The sequence below is a fragment of the Paenibacillus sp. FSL R7-0313 genome, from assembly GCF_037969885.1.
Lineage (GTDB): Bacteria > Bacillota > Bacilli > Paenibacillales > Paenibacillaceae > Paenibacillus.
In genome coordinates, this window is the sequence record NZ_CP150219.1 from 4,838,048 (window position 1) to 4,861,126 (window position 23,079).

General features: G+C 47.3%; 15 protein-coding genes. 1 reads left to right on the forward strand and 14 read right to left on the reverse strand.

Annotated features, from left to right (window positions below):
- Nucleotides 1-12 precede the first annotated feature (12 nt).
- The 12 genes from NSQ38_RS20980 to NSQ38_RS21035 all read right to left on the reverse strand — a co-directional run bounded on the left by NSQ38_RS20980 (nucleotide 13) and on the right by NSQ38_RS21035 (nucleotide 18,533).
- Entirely contained in the window at nucleotides 13-867 is an 855-nt protein-coding gene (locus NSQ38_RS20980; protein WP_339790625.1) for an ABC transporter permease subunit, read from the reverse strand.
- A 275-nt stretch (nucleotides 868-1,142) separates the two neighbouring features.
- The gene (locus tag NSQ38_RS20985) at nucleotides 1,143-3,494 is read right to left on the reverse strand and encodes a helix-turn-helix domain-containing protein (RefSeq protein WP_339783917.1); all 2,352 of its coding nucleotides are present in this window, start codon (nucleotides 3,492-3,494) and stop codon (nucleotides 1,143-1,145) included.
- A 292-nt stretch (nucleotides 3,495-3,786) separates the two neighbouring features.
- Nucleotides 3,787-5,490 carry an RICIN domain-containing protein gene (locus NSQ38_RS20990; RefSeq protein ID WP_133384773.1) on the reverse strand — a complete coding sequence of 568 codons (1,704 nt, stop codon included), beginning with the start codon at nucleotides 5,488-5,490 and terminating at the stop codon, nucleotides 3,787-3,789.
- 274 nt (nucleotides 5,491-5,764) lie between these two features.
- Nucleotides 5,765-6,712 (reverse strand): carbohydrate ABC transporter permease, encoded by a 948-nt coding sequence (locus NSQ38_RS20995; protein WP_105598719.1) that lies wholly within the window; start codon nucleotides 6,710-6,712, stop codon nucleotides 5,765-5,767.
- Between the two features lie 17 nt (nucleotides 6,713-6,729).
- On the reverse strand, nucleotides 6,730-7,575 hold the full coding sequence (locus NSQ38_RS21000; RefSeq protein ID WP_082219083.1) for a sugar ABC transporter permease: 846 nt from the start codon (nucleotides 7,573-7,575) through the stop codon (nucleotides 6,730-6,732).
- 53 nt (nucleotides 7,576-7,628) lie between these two features.
- On the reverse strand, nucleotides 7,629-10,205 hold the full coding sequence (locus tag NSQ38_RS21005) for a DUF5696 domain-containing protein (RefSeq protein ID WP_339783918.1): 2,577 nt from the start codon (nucleotides 10,203-10,205) through the stop codon (nucleotides 7,629-7,631).
- 17 nt (nucleotides 10,206-10,222) lie between these two features.
- A complete protein-coding gene (locus NSQ38_RS21010; protein WP_076331158.1) occupies nucleotides 10,223-10,858 on the reverse strand; it encodes a YIP1 family protein in 636 nt (211 codons plus the stop codon).
- On the reverse strand, nucleotides 10,842-12,305 hold the full coding sequence (locus tag NSQ38_RS21015; RefSeq protein ID WP_339783919.1) for an NHL repeat-containing protein: 1,464 nt from the start codon (nucleotides 12,303-12,305) through the stop codon (nucleotides 10,842-10,844). The genes NSQ38_RS21010 and NSQ38_RS21015 overlap by 17 nt, the downstream gene beginning before the upstream one ends.
- A 15-nt stretch (nucleotides 12,306-12,320) precedes the next feature.
- Nucleotides 12,321-13,196 (reverse strand): carbohydrate ABC transporter permease, encoded by an 876-nt coding sequence (locus NSQ38_RS21020; RefSeq protein ID WP_026081082.1) that lies wholly within the window; start codon nucleotides 13,194-13,196, stop codon nucleotides 12,321-12,323.
- 2 nt (nucleotides 13,197-13,198) lie between these two features.
- On the reverse strand, nucleotides 13,199-14,155 hold the full coding sequence (locus NSQ38_RS21025) for a sugar ABC transporter permease (protein ID WP_339309423.1): 957 nt from the start codon (nucleotides 14,153-14,155) through the stop codon (nucleotides 13,199-13,201).
- Between the two features lie 19 nt (nucleotides 14,156-14,174).
- The gene (locus NSQ38_RS21030) at nucleotides 14,175-17,072 is read right to left on the reverse strand and encodes an extracellular solute-binding protein (protein ID WP_339783920.1); all 2,898 of its coding nucleotides are present in this window, start codon (nucleotides 17,070-17,072) and stop codon (nucleotides 14,175-14,177) included.
- 105 nt (nucleotides 17,073-17,177) lie between these two features.
- Complete coding sequence (locus NSQ38_RS21035; protein ID WP_036670945.1) at nucleotides 17,178-18,533, reverse strand: extracellular solute-binding protein; 1,356 nt, start codon at nucleotides 18,531-18,533, stop codon at nucleotides 17,178-17,180.
- Nucleotides 18,534-18,807: 274 nt separating this feature from the next.
- Here NSQ38_RS21035 and NSQ38_RS21040 point away from each other — a divergent pair, with 274 nt between their 5' ends.
- Nucleotides 18,808-19,575 (forward strand): helix-turn-helix domain-containing protein, encoded by a 768-nt coding sequence (locus NSQ38_RS21040; protein ID WP_062834412.1) that lies wholly within the window; start codon nucleotides 18,808-18,810, stop codon nucleotides 19,573-19,575.
- Nucleotides 19,576-19,696: 121 nt separating this feature from the next.
- On the opposite strand, the gene NSQ38_RS21045 is transcribed toward NSQ38_RS21040, so the two are convergent.
- Together NSQ38_RS21045 and NSQ38_RS21050 are read right to left on the reverse strand one after the other, a co-directional pair.
- The gene (locus NSQ38_RS21045; protein ID WP_339783921.1) at nucleotides 19,697-21,322 is read right to left on the reverse strand and encodes a response regulator; all 1,626 of its coding nucleotides are present in this window, start codon (nucleotides 21,320-21,322) and stop codon (nucleotides 19,697-19,699) included.
- A complete protein-coding gene (locus NSQ38_RS21050; RefSeq protein ID WP_339783922.1) occupies nucleotides 21,307-23,064 on the reverse strand; it encodes a histidine kinase in 1,758 nt (585 codons plus the stop codon). The genes NSQ38_RS21045 and NSQ38_RS21050 overlap by 16 nt, the downstream gene beginning before the upstream one ends.
- Nucleotides 23,065-23,079 lie beyond the last annotated feature (15 nt).

Consider the following 23,079-nt stretch of genomic DNA (forward strand, 5'->3'; position numbering starts at 1 on the left):
CTTTCGCTCCCGTTACCATAAGCTTGTATTGGACAGTCGCTTGGCGACCGCGTTTACGATTAATAGCAGAGTCAGGTTAATCACCGAGTTGAACAGGCCAACTGCAGTAGCGAAGCTGTAATTGGCATTCAGCAATCCTATTTTATAGACATACGTGGAGATGATCTCCGAAGCAGACAGGTTGAGCGGATTTTGCAGCAAATATATTTTTTCGAACCCAACAGCCATGATATTCCCTACACTCAGGATCAGAATGATGACGGCTGCCGGAAGTAGTCCAGGCAGATCAACATTAATGATTTTCTGTATTCGGTTGGCTCCGTCCACTTTGGCGGCTTCATACAGGGATGGATCAACACCTGCCAGAGCAGCCAGATATATCACAGCGGAGTACCCCATTCCCTGCCACACATCGGAGAATACGTAGATGGATCGAAACAGTCCAGGCTCACCGAGAAAATTCACCGCTTCGAAACCAAGGGCACCTGCAATCGTGTTGACAATACCCAGCCTAGGAGACAGAAAGAGCATAATGATGGAGACCATAACAACGGTAGAGATGAAATATGGAGCATACGTCACCATTTGTACTGTTTTTTTGAATCGTATGTTTTTAATCTCGTTCAGCGCCAGCGCCAGTAATATAGGAATCGGGAAACCAACAATCAGGCTGTAAAACGAAATGTAGAGCGTGTTCTTGATCAGCATAACAAACGCCGGATTTTTAAAAAGCAATTCGAAATACTTGGTTCCGGCCCATGGACTGCCCCAGATCCCCTTGATGACGTTGTAATCTTTAAATGCCAGGACCGCATTCACCATGGGTACATACTTGAAAATAATAAAGTAAGCAATCGGTGGCAAGATCAGCAGATATAGCTGCCAATGTCGCCTCCAGCTTCTGGATAATGCTTGCTTCAAGGCAAACGCTCTACTTGGTTTCTCCACGGACTTTGATTCACTGGTTATTGTGGTTCTCAGAATCATCCCCCCATTCTTGGCTCCCAATCGTGCTGAACTCCAGCTCAATTTGGTAGCGCTTACTTTTTGAGTAATCATAAGATTGCGCTGGGGATGCGTAAAGGTACAGTTACGCTGAGAAAGTACAAAAAGCGAATATAGTTCCCAAGAAACAGCCTACATTAACCGCTATGAACGTCCATTTTCCGAAATACACTCGGAGAAATGCCGCGTACCCGCTTGAAAGCTCGGCGGAATGAATGTGCACTGTTATACCCGGTGGCCTCCGCGATCTCGTCAATGGTCTGACCAGTGGAATGCAACAAGTTTGAGGCAGCATCAATGCGTACCCGTTCTACATAATCGGAAAGATTCTCTCCCGTGTGTTCTTTGAACAGTTGGGATATAAACTTCTCGGACTTGCTCATGTGCTCGGCAATCCGGTAAATCGTCAAGTTTGCATCCCCATAATTATGTTGGATAAAACAAATCATTTCGTTTACTGTATCCGCATGTGCTCCTGCTCTTCTTCTCTGGAAATCACCGCAGATGTCTTCTGTTAACCGTTTGAATTTTGCCCGCAGCGAACTAATCGTTTCTGTCATCTGAATGGATGTCAACCGAGATTTATAATCCTCCAGCAGGGAGGCATCCAGCTTGAATTTGGGTTCGTCCAGCTTCAGAAAAGTCCCCTTCAGCTCCATGATGAACTGCTGTGTCATCTCGTAGGACAGTTCCCGCTCCTCTAAATTACGAAGAAATAATTGGTCCAGAATACGTATCGCCTCTTCAGGCTCACCGACTTTGATCGTGTTCAGCAAGCGCTGTTCAGACTCAATCGGATAATAGAACATTTCATTTTCCTTCATCGTATCTTCAAATCTCACCAGATGATCTGTTCCCATATGAATGGCATAATCCAGAGCTTGTTTGGCTTCGTCAAAGGAACGTCCTGCATCATTCCAAACCTCGTAAGCTGCACCTGTGCCAATTGTTGTAGATATCCGATGCTCCCGGTAGATTACTTCCATCAAGCTGTTCAGCTCTTTTTCACATCTCCCTATAGCTTCATTCAGTTGGTTCTCATCCACTGGACAGGCAAAAGCGATCTGGTCTGTTCCCCAATCCGTGATTAGCAGCTGCGCATTCCACTCTGTAAGTACCTGTTTGATGAGCAGCCTCGCGACACCCAGTTCATGGATAGTTTCTTCACTGTCCGGATTGGCATATCCGTTTACCTTCACTAAGCCTGCCAAGCCCTTGCTGCTATGAAGAGAAATGTGCGCCTGGGATGATATAACCTCCAACTCAAGTGAGGTATAGACCTCTCCGGTTAACAAACGTTTGATAAAACCGTCTCTCAATAACGGAATCTGCTCATTCATGGCGTTTTTTAGTGAGTCATTATTAGCAATCAGATTGTTAATATGGCTTGCCAAAAAATCATATTCATTACCCCGTCTGCCTGGGGAATCGGTGATTTGTTCCCGAAAAGAGGCCAACAGTTTGTACACGGGTGCACTATTCCGATAGGCCAGAACCAGCCCGAATAAAAGTCCCAAGGCAATGGTTGCCAAAGTAAAGACCAGCGTGACTTGTTTGATTTGGTCCGCTTTTGTCATGAGTGCTTTCTCCGGAATCCCTGCCATGTAATTCCATCCATTTTGACTGGACTGTATCGATATCAGCAGCCGACCATCACTTCCAGGCTGTACATTCTGCACGTTCAGCTCCGTTTCCGAAGTGTTAGCTTCTCTCTGGCGACTCTGTGCCATTTGCTCGGCTTCGACTTGTTCAATGCCAAGGGAGAAAATGATCTGCCCTTCCGCATCGGTGACGAGAGTCCAGCCGCCATATTGATCCACAATATGTTGAGTAAGGCTGGCCATCTGATCCTGATCAATCATGACACCAATCGTTGCTTGCGGTTTGTTGAAGCTGTTCAAAGGCAGAGACTGCAGAAACGTAATGGCGGGAACGTCTGCAAGCACAGTGCCGAGTATTTCACGTTTATAGTTTCGAAGCGGTATGATTTCATTAAAGTGTGGTTGTTTGAGAATTTGGTCATGCCATTGTTCAAACGACATACCGTCCAGCTGATTAGCAGCATAATAATGCTCTGGACGATAATACACGGTTCTTGGTGTGATGATGGCATTGTAGTTGGGAATGTGAATGAAGAAATGGGACAAGTAATCATTGGTACTGCTGTACATGGAGAGGCTCCGCTGCATACGGTTCATACCGTAGACATTGTAAAGATCATGCGGCTTTGGCCCAGCAATTAAATTTTGCAAATCGGGATTGACGGCAAGCTGTCTGGTAAAGGCTTCAACTTGAAGAAGATTTCGCTCAATGATCTCTTTGCCAAGACTCAGCGACTTCAAACTGTTTTCAATGGAGCTGGAACGTGCTGCTTCAATGGAAGCTTGGTAAGAGGCATATCCCGCAATTTGAGGAATCATCAGGATGATGAGATACGAAATGAGGAATCGGCGGAACACGGGTGAAAATTTGGACCATAGGAGCTGCATATGTACCCTCCCTTTTTTATCAAGCGCTTACATTTCTCTGTGATAAGGTAGCTGTTCCATGATACACCGGGCATTTCTTCCTGGTGAAGGTACAACTTCTTCCTTATGGTACATTTACATACTGTAGCGTACAATGCTTGCTTGAAAATAATTGTCAGTCTGCGGGTTAGCGCACAAATATAGTTGTATCTTACCTTGGCACGGCTTCCATGCCAAAGTATCAAAAATAAACGCAAAAAACCTCCCCAAGACATGGAATGACTTGGGGAGGTTTTTGTTTAACGTTGTGTTATTAATTGCTAACGGCAACAAATTTCCATTGTTGGTTTGTTGCACCTGTGTAGGTGTTCTGCTGCAACTTGGCACCATCCGAAGTCGAAGCGTTCGCCACTTCAATCGCTTTATTGCTGTTCACGTTGATGATACTCCAGTATCCGTTTCCAAGGTCATTCACTTTAAAATGCTGAGCGGTTGTGTTCAGATTGCTCATGAGCTGGACCACTTCCCCATTGGTGTTGGTACCGTTACGAATGTCGATGACTTTGTCCGGTGAGTTCACACTTGTCAGTGTATAGTTACCGTTGCCGATCGAGGTCAGAACCCACTTCTGAGGGTTGCCGCCCAGATCACTCCATTGCTGGAGCTGAAGATTGTTTTCGTTTAGACCACCAGGGACATCAATAACCTTGTTGGAATGCCGGGCTACAATTTTATAGGTTGCACCGGATACAAGACCTGTTGTTGGTCCACCTGTTCCACTGCCCGGGTAAGTCTGAGCACGTTCATGGTACCAGTTAAACAGGAATCGTCCCATGGCACTCCGTGAAGCATCTCCATCCCATTTCAGTCCAGCCGTTGGGTCGGCAAAGGAGCTTCGTGGTCCTTCACTTAGAATGAATCCGTTCATATGAGCTGCAATGCTTACATTGCCTGCGGCGTTGAAGATTGTTTTGGTATTGGTACCAAAACCTTCATTGCTGCCATTAAACAAGTTCCAATAGGCCGAATCGCCAGGTTTGTTTTTGAACCAGGTTACCTCGGTAATGTTAATCGGATATTTGTCAGCGGCTGCCTTCACGTTGGTATTCCACTGGTCTTGCAGGATGGAGAAGTTGTCATATGCGCCATAACCAGGGTACCAGTGAACCGCATACCCATAGTTGTTGAGCGGATCAGTCAATGGATGGCTTGCCGTCAAGCTGTAAAATTGGTTGTATCCCAGACCTGCCGCCCAGATAACGTTGTCCGCACCTTTGCTGCGAATTGTTGAAATCATGGAATTTTGGAAATTACGCAGGTCATTCCAGTGATCCACAAAATCATTTTCCCCGTTGTATCCACCCCAATGTCCATTCGCATAGGATTTCACTGGTTCGTTGATCAGTTCGAAGTGAACGTTGTCTGCACTTTTGATCTCCGGACGTGAAGCGAGATAACCCCAGATTTCGTTGAATTTTTGCAGGTTGGCAGGTGTTGTTGCCTGATCATCCTTCAATGTGAAGTCCAGTCCCAAGACAACATAGACACCTTTTGTTTTGGCATATTGAATGTACGGAATAATTACATTTTGCGTAACGGTCTGCACACCGGCAAAGTTATATGTACCAGCAGCAACATCTCCCATGTCCTGACGATCGATGAACAGACGTACCTGATTCATATTCCAGCCATGATTGCTTCCGTACTTCGCGCTGGTGTCCGCAAATGTATCGGTAATGTCTTTCAGATAAGCCAGTGTAGCTGCATGACGGTTATTGCCGTGCAGATTGAGATAATAATTGCTGTCCTGATACGTCCAGTAGGCACCTGAGGGTTGATGCCAACCGTTCAGTAGCACAGGCTGGTTGTTGCTGTTCACCAGGTTTTTGCCGTTTACGTGCAGCTTGCCCATCGGCATGCCCACCCATGCTTCGGCACGGCTGCCTCCCCATGGAGCAATTGTAATCAATAAAGCCAGAATGAGTACAAGTTTACAAGATGTCATGAACTTCTTCACTTTAATTCCTCCTGATCTGATATATTGCCTTGCAATAACGCGAGTAAGCTCCGTCAGAGTATCTCTGATCAAACAGATCGCTCAGGTCGGCGCTCGCTCCCGCAGCCCGTTCCACACCAGCAGGGGGATCCTGCGCAGGGAAGGATCGTGGTTCTGCTGTGAGCAGACGTTCATGAGATCGTTACATGCCCCCTTTTCACAGATGGAATGTTGCATGAAGTTCCTCCTTCCTCTTCCAGTCTGATCCCACTCCAAACGTACAGGAGAACTTAACTTAACCGACGATTCCCGTACGCTCTACACTCTCTACGAAATATCGTTGCACAAACAAATAAATGACGATCAAAGGCAGAATGGCAAGAAGAATTCCTGTATCCTGGATCATGCTCAGATAGAACGGATCGGCCTGGGAAGCTGCACCGTCAGTAACCTGCTGGGCCAGATTATACGGAAGGGACGATAACTGGGTCGACATGACTTTACTTGAAGTCAGATAAGTTGTCGTATAAAAGCTATCGTTCCACTGCCATACGAAGGAAAACAGCATGACTGTTACCATGGACGGAATGGCATTGGGCAGCATGATTCTTGAAAATGTTCGCCCGATGCCCGCGCCGTCCACATAGGCCGCCTCCTCCACTTCCTTCGGAATACCCCTGAAGAATTGCCGGAAGATAAAGATGTACAAACCGGCCTTAAGTGAATTGGCCGTAATCGCCGTCAGAATAAACGGCCAATAGGTATTAAGCAAATTAACAGGTTTGCCGGCTATAAGCGTCATAAGCCCCATCAGATCAAAACTTTTCAGATTCAGGTATACCGGAATGAGAATAGTCGTTGGCGGTACAAGAATCGTCAGAATTACACCAGCAAACAGCCAGTTGCTTCCCCTGAATTTCAGTCTGGCGAATCCGTATCCTGCAAGTGCACAGGATGCTGTAGTCAGCAGTGTAGTTGTTGCAGACAGGGCAAACGTATTAAACAGCGTTGCCCAGTAATCCATGACGCGTATCGCCTCTTTGAAATTGTCGATGGAGAAGTTCTGTGGAATCCACACCACCACTGCCGAATATAGATCACCTTTAGCTTTGATGGATGTGGAAACCTTCTGAAATATGGGAAACAGGATCACGAAGGAAAGCCCGGTAATCAGAACGAATCGGATCATGGCCCACAGCCAGCCTTTCCAATGCTCCAGCGATAATAATCGTGATGTTGTCACGTGGGACACCCTCCTTTCTAATCTTGATAGAAGACTCGCTTCGAGAAAATGATGTTTACGATAACCAGAATGATGGCAATGGCCAGAAAGTAGACCCATGCCATGGCAGAACTTAATCCAAAGTCAAATTTGACGAAGCCGGTATCCCGGATCAGTTCCGTCATGGCGTTATTGGCAAACGAATCAATGATTGTATAGATCGCATTGACAAAAATAAGCGGGCTGACCATCGGGAACGTAATTTTCCAGAAGGCTTCATAACCCGTTGCCCCTTCCATCTTCGAAGCCTCATACAGTTGAGGGGAAATCGTCTGGATCCCTGCCAAAAAGATCAAAATCTGTACACCGGATTGACTGACGATCTGATAGATCCGATCTACGGCGCTGCTCAGATACGTGACGATCCAATCGCTCACTCCAGCGTTAACCATCAGATTTTCGAGTTCAAATGTCCCGAGTGAGCTTCCACCTGTGCTGCTCTGATTAACCGCTTCAATCAGGCTGGTGCTCTCCAGTGTCATAATCACTCCCGATGCCAGAATAACGGGCAGGAAAAAGATCGACCGCGCTACAGCCCGGCCCCTGAACTTCTGATTCAGGATGACGGCAAGGAACAGACTGAATATAACGATAAGCGGTACGTTGATGAGTACGTCTGTGATCGCCTCAATTAACGCACGGTTAAAGCTTGTATTGACGGTCAGCGCCTGAATGTAATTGGCAACACCGTTGAACTGAATCGCTATGCCTTCCGCGTTAGCCTGAATTGTACTCATGCTGTATCGCAGAGAGGCTAACAGCGGAATGAAGAAAAACAACACAAAACCAATGAGCCAGGGAAGCACGTAGATTACGCCCCACATGGCTTTCTGCTGAGCATACGTACGACTTCCCCATTTCCATTTCAGGAGCGTCTTCAGAGCTGCTCACCACCAGTCACATAGCTTTGGGCTTCCACTGTATCGTTGTTAACTTCTACAGGGAAGTCGTTATAATTGACGATTACGAACCCGCCACCTTCATATGTTGTCCGGAAGACGCCCTCCTCCAGGGATTCATGAGAAATCATGGAACGTCCGGCAAACGGTTGGTTCACCTGGTTCACCTCGTTGTAGATCTCGGCAGCCAGATCGATCCATTGTTCATAATTCGCCGCGTAGAGATCATCATAATCCGTTTCTTTCACAACATGGTTTGGCGCATTGAACCATGCAAAGTAAGGGCTGGCTCCATATTCAATCAGCTTCAGCACATATTGCCTTGCATTGGTATATGTGGAGAGATTGTATGGCGTCCCCGTATAACCGATACTGCCGTGTACAACGAGCTGATAGAACGGAATCTCTTCATCCTCCAGCTTGAAACGACTGCTAGTCATTGGCGCATCCGTCAGACCAGTTACATACGGCAGGGCATAAGCGTTCCCGCCTTCAGCAACAAGCGAGCCAGCCTGCTGCCGGATCTGTTCAAGTGCCTTCTTCACGGAGCCGAGCGCTTGTGTTCGGTCCACCAGCTTTTTCGGATTCATATCGCTGTTTAACTGAGCTGCCAGATCATTCAGGCTTAGTGACAGTCCATCCTTTTGAAGGGACCTCAGCTCATCTAACATGTCTGCCGTCACGTCCTCCAGCATGTTGGGCGAAAGCACATAGGATGGTGAACGATCCCGGTCCCGCCGCTGGATGGCCTGGTTCATCGGATACAAGACCGCCGGTTCCTGAGTTAATGTGCGTGAAGCTTCTTTGGACGGTTTAAACCCTTTTTTGGATTGCACATTCAGCAGAGCGATATCGGGATAGAAACCGATGCCCGCTTCTTGTGTAAATGCACTGAAATCCCGCAATCCCTTTTTCCCGCCTACCGCGCCATCTACCTGGATGGAATCCGGCAGTCGATGATGAAGTCCGCCGTTAAGCCATCCCGCATAGCGCACCTGAATATTGGATACCTTCTTCTCCGTCAAGGCGGAAAGAATATTTTTGGCTTCATCAAATGTGGTCAAAGCCTCCGTTGAATCATACGGTATGCCCAGCATATGCTGCCTTGTTGTCATGCCACCGAACAGTTGCAGATAAAAGGGAACGTTACTCTGCTCCTTGCTGGCGTTTAGCTCGGGAAGTCCGCCGTTTTGCACCAGATAATCCCGATAGAGAGATGCAAGCCCTGAGTACGAGGCCTTATCCGCCCCGACAAAAGCATATCGAACGACGAAGTCGGACGCGGTCGGTTTCTTCTGGAATTTCGGAAGTGTACGAACCATATCACTTGCCTGAAGCGTCACATCGCTCTTGTTAACCACATAGAAGCTTGGATATACGTTGTTGTAACTGCTCAGTTTGCCGCTGATATCGGCATTCACAACTGCAACGGCATCCCCTTGTTCAATAATGCCTAGGAAAGCTCCCTCTTTTCGAATCAGTCCAAATACCGGCAACCTGGCTCTGGCTTCATTCGAACTTGCTTCCCGTAGTTTCATGGTCATATCCGGTCCGTATATATCTTGTTGATAGGCAGGATACTGCAGCTTGCCATTGTTAAAATGGATCAGCGCTCCCGAACCGTCCGGCACCAGTATGGAGCCCTCTTCGTCTGAACCCCCGGCCCCGAAATAATCCATTACAGATATGCTGTTGATCGGATATTCCTCCGGAAAATGAATGCCTGAGGACGGAACACGTACAAGCAGATCCTCTCCATCCAGCTCATATTCCATCGTAAGCATAAACAGCCGTGGTCCACTTCGTTCCTCTTCGATGCCGAACTCAGCATGATCCTGAGCCAGATCCTCCGATGTGTAACCGGCTGTGTCAAAAGCCTTCAAGGCCCGGGACAATTGCAATCCTTGCATCGCCTTATCAATCCGGACGTAAGCCCCTTCATCCTTGTCTTCCGCATAGCCGACCTTCAAGGCCCGTTGCCCGGCCTTGTCTAGCTGTGCAAGCAGCTTTTGTTCAAATCGCTCCTTACTGATCTTCATCGGCAAGTCTTCTATGGATCGCTCAGTGCTTCCAAACTGGTAGTGGACCCGCACGCCGCCTGGCAGCACCTCGTAGCTTATCTGCTTGTGTGCAACACTATCCGTGAAGGAATTCACGGTGCTGCTCTGTCCGAGGCTGTTGAAGAAGCTGAGCTTTGTTTGTGATGACAAAAGGTCTTTGTTTATCCCGGCTGCAACCCCATCCTGCTCACGATCTGCAGGATTGCTGCGCCAGATCTGGCCGCTCTGCGTGTGAATCACTGCAATCTCGGCAGTCTCTTCGTTAATGAACAACTGCAGCGCAGCATTCTGCGCAATGCCTACCATGTCGGGAAGGCGGACATCGCTGAACGATGATTTCAGTTTCTCTCCGGGAGGCAGGGAGGGAAAGTCCGTCGAATCTGCGGCAGTCACTGTCTCGTGAGCAAGCGGTGTTGGCGAGAATTGACAACCGCCAAGAAGCAGACTGCCCGCGAGCAGCATTCCTGTTATTTTTTTGGCTACGGCATATTTCATAACAATTTCCTCCTCCCTTAGCCCCGAAGCACTAATTCCTGATAGATGGTTACAACAAACGATACAATCTGCTGTACAAGACTGAAGAATAACAGGCACAGAAATGCCATAAACGCCATCGCCACAAGTGTCAGCAGCATCGTGAGCACCGTTTTGGCTGGTGTGTACTGATGAACCGTCATATTCCCCACAAATAACAGATATACCGTCCACGCAACGGCAAGTGCATTGGAGAAATAATAAAAGGCAGTTTCCTGCGCAGAGATCACAAGACTTAGCCAGATCCATGGAAAATGAATGAGGAACAACGGTACCAGTGCAAAACACGTTGACATGAAAATTTCGGAGAACTTGCCTTCCCCGTCCATCAATGTGGTTAACGACCAGTTGGCCACACACCAAAACAGCACCGGTATAATGACATATACCATTTCGAGCAGACTGTTCAGGTACTTTGGATTACTGAGGTTAATGAGAAAACCGCTGTACTGGGCATGCAAAATTTTGGTGATGACCAGAAGCACCAGGATCATGAAAGCAATCAGCAGTGAGTTTCTCTGGTTCCGTTCATATTTCAATTCCCAGTATCCGTCAAACGGATGAAATATCAGGTGCAGCGGGTACTGGTATAGTTCCTTACTTGATGCCTGCATTCGTAGTCCTCCTTTTCTGCCTGCGAACGATGATGACGGTGACAATCGCAGCGACAGCCAGGAATATACCGGACATCATCCATGAAAAATGCTCACGCATCAGCTCTTTGCGGTACAAAAGAAAAGCTTTGGAATACCCTTTGGGCTCCATGCTGCGCTTGAAATATTTCGCAGACTCGGCATATTCCTTCTGACGAAGCAATGCTTTGCCAATTCCCGCATACGCGTATTCCAAGTTAGCGTTCATTTCAGCAGCTTGGGCAAACAGCACCGAAGATTGATCTTCATCACCGTTATAGTAGCTGCGCACCGCTTCGTGGAGCGTACGTCCGTATTCCGTTGTTTGAAAGACGGTGATTTCACCCAGCGCTTTATCCAGAACTAACATCCGGTCTCCCGCACGTTCCAGGGCAACAGGTGTATTAAACTGGCCCAGTCGGTTCCCGATGCCGCCATATATATGGAGCAGATATCCGTCTCCATTGTAGGTGAAGATTCGGCCCTTGCTGGAATCCAGTACGGAATACATGTCACTGTCACCCACATCGACATCAATCAGGCGGGATGGCCCTGCTTCCTGGGTATACAGTAAATCCCCCTGCGGAGTCTGATAGCCTTCTCTGCGCAAAATGTCTGTACCCTGGGCATTCAGCTTCTTGACCGGATCTTTGCCGCGATCCCCGCTAGTGGCGTAGATAAAGCCCTCTTCATCCATATCCAGATTGGTAAATTCCGTTGGAGTGAACATCACCATCTGACTGCGCTGCTCCCGTGTTGCAAACCGTTTCCATAGATACTCCACCGGGTCCACCTGAACTCTGTTCGCTCCAATGAAGGAAGAGAACGTACCATCGGCGCTGAACTCCATGAATCCATCAAATACGCCTTCGGCCATGACGTAGATACGCTCCCCTTTGTCCATAACAATCCGCATCGGTTTAAACTGGAAGTCTGCTTTTAACAGATCCGATTTTGGTTCAGACACGATCTTGACCAGCTTACCCTGTTCATCCAGATGCACGACCCGGTGATTATCCGAATCAGCGACCAGCAGATGGCCCTTTTCCGTGACGTACAATCCCTGTGGATTTTTAAAATGATCTTCCTTGCCTTTCTGCTCGAATGAATCAATCGTCCGTACCAGCTTGAAGTTGCGATCCATCTCAATGATGCGGCCATTGCCCGAGTCGAGCACAAAGACGTGCTGATTGGCGGTAACATGCATGTCACTTGGCTCTTTCATCGGAGTTGTGTTCAGCTTCTTGCCGGTGATAATGGTTGTTGCCTCATATGCCGCCGGTGCCGGAACTGCGTCACCCCAGAATGAATAATGATACGCATCCGTTTTACCGTCTGCACTCACATAGGGCGCCTCTTGAACGAACAACAGGAGGCAGATCATGCCCATGATGATCGATTTACGTTTTTTCCATGTGCTTCTCCGCACCTCGCTGCCTCCTTTCTACTCTTTCATGCCCGAAGTGGCCATCGTCTGCATAACACTGCTCTGAGAGATGATAAACAGAGTGATCGGTACGATCATCAGCAGCAAGGCAACAGCCGCACCTACACCGGCTCTTGCAATCCCTCCCTGCACAATCTGACTGAGCGCATAATGCAGCGTTTTGAGATTTTCACTGTAAATGAAACTCCCGCCATCCGTTCCCCATAAAGCTGGAAACTGCAGGATCATGAGTGTGAGCCATGCCGGTTTTACATTAGGCATCACGATGCTCCAGAATATCCGGTATTCATTGGCCCCGTCGATTTTGGCTGCCTCCAGCAAAGCATCAGGAATCTGCTCCATGAACTGTTTCATCAGGAAAAGTCCCAGCGAGAACGCAAGTGATGGCACAATAATGGACGCATGAGTGTTAATCCAGCCAAGCCAGGACATGACCATGTAGTTCGGAATCGCCGTAACATGCGGCGAGAACATCAGGGACAAAATGACAATGGTGAACAACACTTTGGAACCCGGAAAACGATACTTCGCCAGCGGATAAGCTGCTGCAGATGCAAGAAGGATATGCCCTGCTGTGCCAAGTATCGTAATGAGCAATGTGTTGGCAATATAGCGGGATAACGGCACCCACGAATTGCCCATGAGGTTGATCAGATCGGCAAAATTCTCCGTTGTCGGATTGTTCACCCAGAAGCGCGGCGGGAAAATAAACAGCTCATCCAGCGGCTTGAATGCATTGTTGACAGCATAGATGAGCGGAAGCACCATAAAGGAGCCGAACACGCCCAGCAATGCAAATAACATCAGGCTGACGGTAAATGACCGATTAAGCCTTTTTGGCATGCCAAACACGGCACGTACTTTGCTGGTCATCGTCATTCACCTATCTTTCTAAGCATTTTTTGCGTGAAAACGTTTGTACCCAGCATCAGGGCAAACAGGACCGTTGCGATGGCCGAGGCATACCCCATCTCGAAACGAATCGTTCCGAAGTCCATCAGATGTGTGACAACTGTGTGTGCCGCATAGTTTACGCTCGGGAAACCTGCCAGTGCGATGGAGATCTCAGCTACGGCGAAGGAAGCGGTAATCTGCATTACCGCACCAAACATCAGCTGCGGTCTCATCGAAGGCAAGGTGATGTACCAGAGCTCCTGCCAGCGGTTTTTGATCCCGTCTACGGTTCCTGCTTCAACCAGAGAACGATCAATGGTTTGCAGTCCTGCAATAAAGGCCAGGAAGCTGGTTCCAAGGCTCAGCCACAGCTGTACAATAATAACGATTGCCAGTACATATTTCTCGTCTGCGAGCCATTGGATCGGTTCCAGTACGACGCCAAGGCGCATCAGGAAGCCGTTCATATAACCGTAGCTGTCACCCGAGAAGATGATCAGCCAGATGAAAAAGACGTTGCCCGATATGGATGGGGCATAGAAAACCAGCGTCATGACCGCCCGAATTTTAGGAGACAGCTCATTAATGATCCACGCAAACAAAAAGCAGGCAATATAACTGACAGGGCCTGTAATCACGGCAAAAAGCAGCGTGTTTTTGAGCGCGATCAGAAATACGTCATCGTTCAGAAAAAGCCGGGAATAGTTCTGCCAGCCGACAAATCGCGGCAGCTCCAGCATATTGAAGTGAAAAAAGCTGAGCCCGAGTGAAATGCCGACCGGAATGACCGTAAACATGAAAAAAATCAGCATAAACGGTGCCATCAATACATAATAATGCCTGCTGAGATACAGATCCCGCTTCAATAGGGACCACCAGCCGACCTGGCGGGTATGGACGGCAGGAGCGGCGGCTGTCTTGGTAGTTTTAGCTTGCAACCGTTACCCTCCCTTTCCTCTATTTCAGATTAAATTCCTTGCGTTTCAATTCAATTTCATCATCAATGTACAACACATAGTCCGATAAGGCTTCACGTGGATTTTCATTAGCATTGACCACCTTTCGGAAGGCGTTATCCAGATGTCGTCCCGTGAAGTAACCTCCAGGAAGCTGCGGGATTCCCTGTACCCATTCCCATTGTTTCTCGAGATTTTGATAATCCTTCACAGGCCAAGGCAATTGCTTCAAGGCTTCGATATTGGCCGTAGGGTAACGGGCAGCCGCTCCCATAAGACCTTCCATTTCTCTCCCGTATTCAATCTGGGTCTGATCATCAGTCCACCACTTCATGAACTTCCACGCCGCTTCCTTGTTGTCGGCATTTTCGAGCATCATCACCGCACTCGTAGCGCTGGCCACTTCATGCCGTATGGACCCATCCGGAAGCTGTGTACCCGGAACAATCGTAAAGTCCCAGAGATTGCGGATTTCCGGAGCCATAACCGTCAGCATGTTATACGTGGTGTAATCAGCAATCCCGATCGGCATTTCCCCGGTACGGAAGCGGTTCGGAAAGTCGGCTTTGAGCGGAAACTTGTAATTGGTATAAAATTGCGTCCAGCGTTTGAACGCGTCCATTGAAATCTCCGAATCCAGTGCACTTTTCTTCTGGTCTTCGGTGTAGAACGTTCCGTCATTCTGATATAACAACATCGCAAAGGTTGAATTCGGAACCAGGTTGGCATTGTTCAGCGTATCCTCTATCGGCAGATAAAACTCCATGTTATGCTTCTGCAGCACGGCGATGGCGTTATATACGTCCTGCCACGTTTTCGGCGGTTCGAGGCCCAGTTCATTCAGAATATCTTTGCGGTAAAAAAGCATTGGAAAATGCTGCTGCTCCGGAAGGGCATATACCCCGTCGTTGTAGCGGTAAGGTGTCAATCCGCTTTCACGGAACCTGCCCGAAATTTCCTCGAAATCGGGAAACTGACTCAGATCCGCTGTTGCATTCCTCATCGCATAGTTCACCGGAATGTCTTCGCCCATCTGCATGGCTACATCCGGTCCTTCCCCAGAGAGTGTTGCGGGCAGCAAAATATTAGGCGGAACGAGACGTAACTGCACGGACACATCCGTATCCGGGGTAAACGAATCGTCGATCATACCTTTCAGTACTTGGGCCTGATCTCGTCCGGTTGTGATCCATACGGTGATGGCATCCTTCTTTTGTTCCACGTTCCCAATGCTGTCGTAATCTTCGGTATACGAGGCAACATATGCGCCCAGTTCGTGCTTCACTTGCTGGACGGTGCTCGCTTCCGCTTTTGGCAGCGATTCACCCGGCGGAGATACGACAAGGTAATCCAATGTAATCGGCTGTTCACGTACCGATAGAATCCATGTGCCGAGACCACCTACGTTAATTTTGAACGTATCCAGCCGTTTGGGAACCGTCTCTGGTCTGGCCGCCATATCTTCAAGCTGCAATACCATGGCGTGCAGGACGGCTACTTTGTCACTTTGCTCACCCGTGGCCTTTTCCAGGTAATCTGCAACGGAGCGCAAGGTGTCAGCTTGTCGTTCAAACACCTCCGTCATCTCCGGAATACGCCGTTCCAGCTGGTAATCCCGCAGTGGGTCTGGACTGTTGGAGGTGATCATTAATATTTTGCGATACATCTCATTCAGTTCCAGCACACTGGATTCCACGGTCCGCAGCAGCGGAGCGATGTCGCCAAGTGTAACCGTCATTCGGATGCGGTGTTTCCCTTTTTCCAGATGAAACTGATATGGTTGATCTTCTCCCGATCCCAACACCTGAGTTTGCCAGGCCGGGCTGTAGTTAAATCGAATTCGTTTCATTTCCTTAAACGGAACTTCGCCGTTAATCGTCAGGCTGCGGGTGGCATAGATGCCACGCAATTGATCCTGCTTCACCTTAAGCGCGATTTGATACAATCCGTCTTCAGGCACGTCAATTTCCCACTCAATCCATTCGCCAGGCAGCTTCCAGTTAATGCCCCCGATGGCGTTCATCCGAATTTTCGATACATTATAAGGCTCGAGTGAAGGGCTTGATCGGTCCGAGATGGGTGCCAGTGTAGGGGATGATTTACTGACAGCTTCCTCCCCCTGTACTTTCAGCATGACAGGAGCCGCTTGTTTCAAGCCGAGTGAGGCATAGGTCTTCTCCAGCTCTGTATAGGACGGGACTTCATTTTCCTGGTAAAGCTCGATATAATCGATCGCCATACTTTCTCTTAATGAAGTGAGCGAGAACTGTTGATTTCCTTTTTCAAAATAAAACTGAAACGGTTCCTCGAAGTACCCTGCACTGTCCTTGAAGGAAGTCAGTTGCCATTCGGGCTGTTCCACTTGTCTTGGTCTAAGCTCGTTGCCACGATCGTCCTGCCGGACGTTATCCTCGCGATTCCCCCATACCCTGTCAAACAGAAGAATATCGGCCCCTCTGAACGGAACCTTACCGTTAAGCTCAAGCCTGCGTTCGATCCCGGAGCTTTTGCCTTCTACGGGATAATAGTGAATGCGAATGTTGTACAAACCGCTCACTTGAACGGGAACATCCCAGCGAATGGTTCCAGTTTCCGGCGTAATTACGGCACTTCCGTCTAATCCGGCGTACCCTTGCACAATTTCAAATTCCCCATCCTCTGCCTGAACATAAGATTCGCCTTCGATGCGTACAATTTCATCCGGTTTGGCCGTATTGTCATGAGCAGTCAGATAATGCTCATAACTGAATGAATCCTCGGTTCCCGATACCGCCTCAAAGTCCTCAAGCGCATGTACGGTTCCCGGATTACGATCCCGCGATGGATATAGTGTCCATATGGAGAGCACCAAGGCCAGGACAAGCACCAGGATTAGTCCCTTTTTCTTACGTGACCGCATGTTTGAATGTATCCCCTTTCCTGTAAGCGTTGAGAGAACTGAACGATTGACTAACCCGGACAGACCGCACCTTCACTGGTGCGTTCTGCCCGTGTAACGTGATACTTATTTGTAAACCTCATCAATCGCAGCCTGGAAAGGAGCCTTGTATTTCTCGATCAGCGTAGATACGGACACCCCTTCTTTGAGTTCCCCATCAAAGTCCCAGAACGGCAAGGACGGGAATGTGTTATGGTCGAGAACCAACATACCTTCCGCTACCTCTCTGGCGTTGTTGATATCTGCTTCATCGGTCAGATGTGTCTCCAGTGTGGATTGTCCCGGATACTCATAGATCGAATCGATCTCGTTAATTTTCTCCCAGATGTACATCAGTTGTTCCGGATTCTCTACCGCTTTTGGAATTGTTATAGCTTGGTAACGTGACTCACCGGAGTGATACGCTGTTGCACTTGGACCTTTTGGAAACGGTACAAAACCAATATCGTAGTCCTGCATATCCGTCATAATACCTTCGACTTCGTACATGGCACCTGAATACATCAAGGTGTTGCCTTGACGGAAGAACGTGGATGGCTCTGTCCAATCGCCGCCCTCAGAAGCTCTGCCGACCTTCTCGGTAGCCAGTTTGGACAGGAAGTTCAACGCTTCTTTTGTTTTTGGATCTTCCAGGTTCTGCTTATCCTCTTTGGTCAGAGAAGCCTCGTTGGAATACAGAATCGGTTCCAGCAAGCCCGTTTGAGCGAGTCCCCAAGTGTCCAGCTTGCCATCATTGTTTCGATCCTTGTTCGCTTGCTTGGCAACACTGATGAACGTATCCCAGTTCCATTCATCGGCATCCACATACTCCTGAAGTGGCTTCAAGCCGAGCTCTTGCATGAGTGTGCGATTATAGAAAATCCCGTTGATAAACGAGGACTGGTCCTCAGTAAAGCCGTAACCTTTGCCTTCATACTGCATGTATTCCTTGGTTGTTTTCTGGTTGAATACCTTGTCGTTTTTAATATAATCATCCACCGGCCATAACAGATCCTGTTTGGTCAATGCCGGAATGGCATAGTTTTTGCCCAGTCTCACCAGATCGCCAAGCGGTTCACCGGCCATCAGGGAAGCAACTACTTTTTCCTGATATTCACCGAAATCGATGGAAACGTATTCAATATTAAAGTTGTGTTTTTTCTTCAGCGCTTCGAGATTCTCAAGGCGTTGAATGTTGTCCGGGTTGTTCCCCTGTATTTCCATGTCCCACCAAGCAACAACCTTGATGGTTCTGCCGCCCATGTCAAAGTCCATTTCTGGCGTGGAGTTTTCATTCTTGGGCTCGGTTTCCGCGGGTTTTTGTTCCTCCTGTGGTGTTGTCTTTTCCGGCTCGGGTTGAGCGGTAGGTGCAGAACTGCATGCAGCAATCACCAACAAGACCGCAAATACCAGGCTCAGTAGCATGAACTTGTTTTTTCTCATCGTCTTCCCCCCTGATTGTCGTTTGCTATCACAGTGTATCGTCACAATGAAAGCGCAAACAACCTGCCGGAATACAGATGTTTACCCGGGCTGAATATAGATTTGCGTAATTTTGCGCGAGCAAAGTGCATTAGAGGTTTTAATTGGTAAAGAAATGCACTGTCTACAAAAATATGCACATTGTATGCGCTTTCTTTTATTACCATAATGAAATTAAGTCAAATTTCAGTTAATCTAGCGCATTACAATTCAGCAGAAGGTGAGGTATTGCTTCATGTATGATATTTTACTTGTGGATTTCAGCCGTCGTTTGTGCGGAGAGTTGCAACAGATGTTGCTACGGAGCAAAGCTCAATATACTATCGCAAATTGTGTGTTCTCATCGGCCGAGGCTTTGACCGCATTGTCAGAACGAGACTTTTCCCTTGTTATGGTACATACAGAGAGGTTTGATACCGCGGGGCTCTGGTTATGCAACAACATTCGAAAGAAAAGTCAGATACCCATCCTCCTGATGGGTGGAAGAGATCACTTCAGGTTTGTACGCAAAGCCCTGACGTATCAGGTAAATGATTATCTCCCGTATCCTGTTAGTCCCTCTACTTTACTTAACAGTCTGCATGGACTTAGATCCCACCTTGAAACCGACCCGGCACACAAAACGTCGTCGTTCTTCAAAACACCCGTTCAAATGAATGGTAAACCCATGCACTCCAGTCATGTCATTCGTATCGTCAAGGCCTATGTACGGGATCATCTGAGTGATGAAATCACGCTGAAGAAGATCTCTGACATGCTTCATTTTAACTGTGCGTACCTTGGACAGAAGTTCAAGCTGGAAGAGAAGATGTCTTTCAATGATTATATGCTCCAGCAACGTATGGAAAAGGCCCAGCAGTTGTTGTCTTCCACAAATCTGCGAATATATGAGATTGCTATTGAGGTAGGATATAAGGATATTGATTGGTTCTATAAAAAGTTCAAAGCGTATGCCGGATCGAGTCCCAATGCTTATAGAAGACAAAAAATCAACACGGCCTAAGGTGAAACGCCGAATCGCTTTGTTTATCAAGTAGATAATAACCACAAAAAAGCAGGCTGAAAAATACATCCTGCTTTTTTTTGTGGTTGTTTGGGTTTGGTCGATTCCAAAGGATTCACCATTAACGTACCAAAAGGGATTCCCGGTATTCTTGGGGAGTCATTCCCGTTATTTTCTTAAAAAGTCGGGTAAACGAATGTGCAGCCTCGTACCCCACTTGAAGTGCGACCTCACGTACCATAAGATTTGTGTTCTGAAGCAATTCTTTGGCTTTCCGTATTCGGCAGTCGTCAATGAATTCTGACACGTTTATTCCCATTTCCTGCTTAAAGAATCGCGACAGATAGGATGGATTAAAATGATGAAGTTCTGCCAATCTTACCAGAGAGAGATCTTTCTCCAGGTTCTCCTTGACGTAACTGCATAAGGAATCAATGACAACGTTAGCGCGTTCCTGTTCATTTGACCTTTTGTAGCGTACTAATTCATCGGCAGCAAGATATAAAAATTGTACTGCATCCTTCATGCATGTATATTCCCCTAAGTGCAGCAAGCTTCGTTGATCCGGGATCTTCTGTTGAAGACCCCAGCGATTGATCGTTGAATGCAATAATAAGGCCAGATTGTAGTATGTCTCCATGGCACGTTCCATCGTAATATCCTGTTGCAGCAGTTCGCCTGCAAGCTCCTCAAATATATCGTAAAATGGCTGAATTCGTCCCGTTTCCAAATACCCTGACATAATCTCGATCCGGTTTGAGATCCGCATGGATTCTTTGGGTACATCAGATGAGAGATCATTGCGATGATCCGTGAGTACCATGGATACACCATCCCCAATTTTCATCCACTGGAGTAATCGCAGACGTTCATATTGTTTGGTTAACTCGGACCAATTGCAGCTTCGACTACTTAATGAAAAAGCAATGGATACGCCGAGTGATACCATGCACGCTTCCTGTACCAGTTCTAGTGTACCTTCTAGAAATCGCACAAGTTTATCATTGGTCATCTCTTCCTCCTGCTTCGGCTGAAGCAGCCAGATCGTATCCCCATAATGGTCCGTTACACTTGCGCACACTGTACGCTCATTCATCAGAGAAGAGCCGATAATGCGAACAGATTCCTGAACTTGTGTGAGGTCCGAACCCTTTTCTGGCGGATTATTGAACCGCCCCAGTATGAGATAAACAGGCGAGTTGATCTGTAATCTTATATCTCGTTTGGATAATTCGTCCTGCACGTCCGTAGTAAAATCTAGAACCGCTGTACAATCTTGAAGTAGTTTCCGCAAATACTCTTTTTGCTGAATCAGTGCAAGCTGCGAGTTGACTTTATGAGAGTGTTCCAACAACTCAACCATGCTGTGACTTCGCCGGATCTCTTCCATCACATCTTCTACAACCGACATCACCTTGTCATAGCCTTCCGTCTTGAGCAAGTAACGCACATTAGACATCTGAAAAGCTTGATAGGCATAATCAAAATCGCTATGTCCTGTCAGAAAAATGACGCGACAATTCGGCCAACTGGCTTGAATCCGCTCTGTCAGTTCCAAGCCACTCATGCCCGGCATGCGGATGTCCGTTAGAACAATGTCAATTCTCGAACGTTGCATCCAGGACAATGCTTCTGTTGCAGAGTAGGCCTTACATACATCAAGCTGGTCGGGTATATGTCTGGCGAACGTTTCATAGAGACTATCCGTAATAATCTCCTCGTCATCTACAATCAAAAGTCGATACATTCGTTTTCTCCCTCTTTCCACTGGATTCGAATTGTGACTTTTAACCCTTGCAGTTCACTTCTGGATAGGAAAAGGCCACTTCCTTCTCCATACGTCAGGATCAGACGTCGATGAATATTTATTAACGCGGTCATTTCGTCTGTACCTCCGTCCTTATGCAAGCGTTGTTGAAGAGTTTGAATGTGTTGCTCTTCCAACTCATTTCCATTATCCTCTACGGTGATCTCGGCATATGAACCTTCCATATTAAACCCAATAATGAGAAGACCGGAGTCCGTATTCTTTTCAAGGCTGTGTTCGTAGGCATTCTCAATAATAGGTTGAATAATGAGTCTGGGAACTTTAATATGTTCCATCTCAACAGGTAGTGACCCAAAATCAACTTTGATTCGTCTGGAGAATCGTAATTGTTGAATTTCTGTATAGATTCGTGAATGCTCAACTTCCACTTTCAACTTCACATGATCGGTTTCATTCCGGGTAATGAACCTGAAATACTCACCAAGCATATTCGTGAATTGCTCAATACGTTCGGTTTCTCCTGTCCTTGCCAGTGAATTCAGAATAAAGAAACTATTGTACAGAAAATGAGGATTAATCTGCGATTGAAGCTGTTTCAACTCGGCCCGCTGCATCATCAGTGTTTTCTTGAAATCTCGATCGATCAGGGATTGAAGATTTTCAATCATTAGATTGAAACGGGTGTAGAGGAAGCCAAATTCATCCTTTCGGTTGTGCGCAATGGGGACATCAAGCATGCCTCCCTCCATTTTTTTGAATCTTTTCACCAACAACAGTAACGGGATATGAATCAACTTGTAACTTGAATAGAGATACGCCGTGATGGCAACAAATGATGTAATTGCAAACAGCCAAGCCCAATGATAGAACTTGCTAAGTGGCTTGGTAACAATTGCCTCGGGTAGATATGTAGCTACGGATAAGCCCAGGGAGTCCATATGTAACTGACTAACATGGTACATGGTGTCCCCCACCTTCATCCGAAAGCCATCAAGTGTACCCTCTACACTGTGCTCACGGTAATTCGCGAGAATAACACTAGCTTGATGTTTATCTGTGATGGCATGCCCCGTTTTGTCCTCAATCAGAAAGGTTGAACTCTCCGGGTACAAATTAAGCCGTGTGAGTTCATTCTGAAAATGGTATGTATCCAGCTCCACTTGAATGACAAACAGCGGAGGTTCTCCTCTCGTGCCTGTCAGCCTGACGGCACTTAAGTTCAAAGCGTCCTCTTTCACAGTGAAACGTGTACCTTTTCCTTGCATGCCCGAACTGAAATATAGATATGAACTTTTATCGAAATCATCGATGCCTTGGATCGCGGATATACTCTTGCCAACAGAAGGGATATGTACATGAACGTTTTTGATATAAGCAGTGCTATTCTTGAATGAAGCGAGTCGTTCAGTCAGGTAATTTAATGTATCACGCCGCTCAACCTGATCCATCATGTCCCAGAGAATGGCCAGACGATTGAGTTTTCGATCCTCAACGATATCAAACTGCTGTAATTCCATCCATTCTATCTCTCTGTTCAATTCCACCACATATTGGTTCAACCGTCTTTCCGTTGACAACGATATTTCCTGGCTTGCATTGTCATAACTCCAATGATACAGATACACGCCAAGAAGAATAAGAGGGAGCACAAATACCAGATAGGTGATTATTAATCGCGCAAATATACTGTTAAACCATGATTTAGCAGGGATCTTGATCAATGCATTCACCTCCAA

Bases quoted from the DNA above. Each gene is read 5' to 3' on its own strand.
- NSQ38_RS20985 (WP_339783917.1), bottom strand. From the start codon at position 3,494: ATGCAGCTCCTATGGTCCAAATTTTCACCCGTGTTCCGCCGATTCCTC.
- NSQ38_RS21000 (WP_082219083.1), bottom strand. From the start codon at position 7,575: ATGTGGGGCGTAATCTACGTGCTTCCCTGGCTCATTGGTTTTGTGTTG.
- NSQ38_RS21005 (WP_339783918.1), bottom strand. From the start codon at position 10,205: ATGAAATATGCCGTAGCCAAAAAAATAACAGGAATGCTGCTCGCGGGC.
- NSQ38_RS21010 (WP_076331158.1), bottom strand. From the start codon at position 10,858: ATGCAGGCATCAAGTAAGGAACTATACCAGTACCCGCTGCACCTGATA.
- NSQ38_RS21020 (WP_026081082.1), bottom strand. From the start codon at position 13,196: ATGACCAGCAAAGTACGTGCCGTGTTTGGCATGCCAAAAAGGCTTAAT.
- NSQ38_RS21030 (WP_339783920.1), bottom strand. From the start codon at position 17,072: ATGCGGTCACGTAAGAAAAAGGGACTAATCCTGGTGCTTGTCCTGGCC.
- NSQ38_RS21035 (WP_036670945.1), bottom strand. From the start codon at position 18,533: ATGAGAAAAAACAAGTTCATGCTACTGAGCCTGGTATTTGCGGTCTTG.
- NSQ38_RS21040 (WP_062834412.1), top strand. From the start codon at position 18,808: ATGTATGATATTTTACTTGTGGATTTCAGCCGTCGTTTGTGCGGAGAG.
- NSQ38_RS21045 (WP_339783921.1), bottom strand. From the start codon at position 21,322: ATGTATCGACTTTTGATTGTAGATGACGAGGAGATTATTACGGATAGT.